This is a genomic window from Microcystis sp. BLCC-F209 (genome assembly GCF_041928595.1).
GTDB lineage: Bacteria > Cyanobacteriota > Cyanobacteriia > Cyanobacteriales > Microcystaceae > Microcystis.
Map to the genome: position 1 here is coordinate 1 of NZ_JBHFLL010000235.1, position 1,070 is coordinate 1,070.

Sequence of the window (1,070 nt, forward strand, 5' to 3'; positions counted from 1 at the left end):
ATTGACGGTTTCTGGGGGAAGATTGAGCAAATCAAAGAAACTTTCGGGAAAAGTCTCAAAGAGACGATAGAAAATACTGTCCGTTTTCACTCAATTTTGTCCCTCATTGACTTCTGGTACTTGTTCAATTTCTAAGTCTAAAGCTTGAGCAATTTGTTCTAGACTTAATCCTATTAAGTTAACCATTGCTGCAAATCTTCTAAATCCGAAAACCCCAACAACGCAAGAGCTAAATTATCCAGTTGATTAGGATTTAACTGTTTAATTTTTTGTTCTACCTTTAAAGGAATAGAACCGAGTTTTAAGTTTAGCTGACGCAAAATTAGGCTTTTTTTAGCGGATAATTCCCCTTCCTCTCGGCCTTCCTCTCGGCCTTCCTCTAAAGCTTCTTGATAGACTTTAGTTTCTCTTAAATCACTTAAGCTAAACATTTTTTCAATCTCCTTACGGTTTAATTTGGGCAATTTATAAATGATAATTGTCTCAATTAATTCTAGAATGTCCTCTCTTTTTAAAGACTCTTGGAATTGTTGTCTAACCTGTTGAATCAGTTCTTTTCCCTGCGCTAAGGTGTTGGCTTCCGATTCTACAATTAATTGTAACACTTTTACCCCCAGAGAATCTCCCTCATCTAACTGATTCAGATAATAACAGTTAACCCGACCTGACTCAAAGAATTCTTGATAACGAGATTTGGGACTATTTTCAATTTCCCGATGGGGATAAATGATCACCCCTTGCCAATTGTTACTAATCTCACTTTGATGAAAATAGAGAAATATTTCACTAAAAAAGCGCGAGTAAAACCGTTCATCTTTTTGAAATTGTACCTCGACAAAGTAAATCGGATCATTCAGGTTATCGGGAATAAAAACCCCATCTAAACGAAAAGCGAGTTGTTTAACTTCTAGGGAGGAAAATTGATAATGATTGACGGTTTCTGGGGGAAGATTGAGCAAATCAAAGAAACTTTCGGGAAAAGTCTCAAAGAGACGATAGAAAATACTGTCCGTTTTCACTCAATTTTGTCCCTCATTGACTTCTGGTACTTGTTCAATTTCTAAGTCTAA

General features: G+C 36.1%; 3 protein-coding genes. All 3 read right to left on the reverse strand.

The genetic code is table 11. From position 1 onward, the window contains the following. Positions 1-90: DUF2887 domain-containing protein (locus tag ACE1AQ_RS15085; RefSeq protein ID WP_374808697.1), on the reverse strand; the 90-nt coding region annotated here is incomplete at its 3' end. Next, positions 91-186, reverse strand: a complete 96-nt coding sequence (locus ACE1AQ_RS15090) for a plasmid maintenance system killer protein (RefSeq protein ID WP_106909347.1) — start codon at positions 184-186, stop codon at positions 91-93. It lies immediately after the preceding gene. Further along, positions 174-1,019, reverse strand: coding sequence for an Rpn family recombination-promoting nuclease/putative transposase (locus ACE1AQ_RS15095; protein WP_149979457.1), 846 nt, complete (start codon positions 1,017-1,019; stop codon positions 174-176). Before ACE1AQ_RS15095 ends, ACE1AQ_RS15090 begins: the two co-directional genes overlap by 13 nt. Positions 1,020-1,070: the final 51 nt, after the last annotated feature.

Bases quoted from the DNA above. Each gene is read 5' to 3' on its own strand.
- ACE1AQ_RS15090 (WP_106909347.1), bottom strand. From the start codon at position 186: ATGGTTAACTTAATAGGATTAAGTCTAGAACAAATTGCTCAAGCTTTA.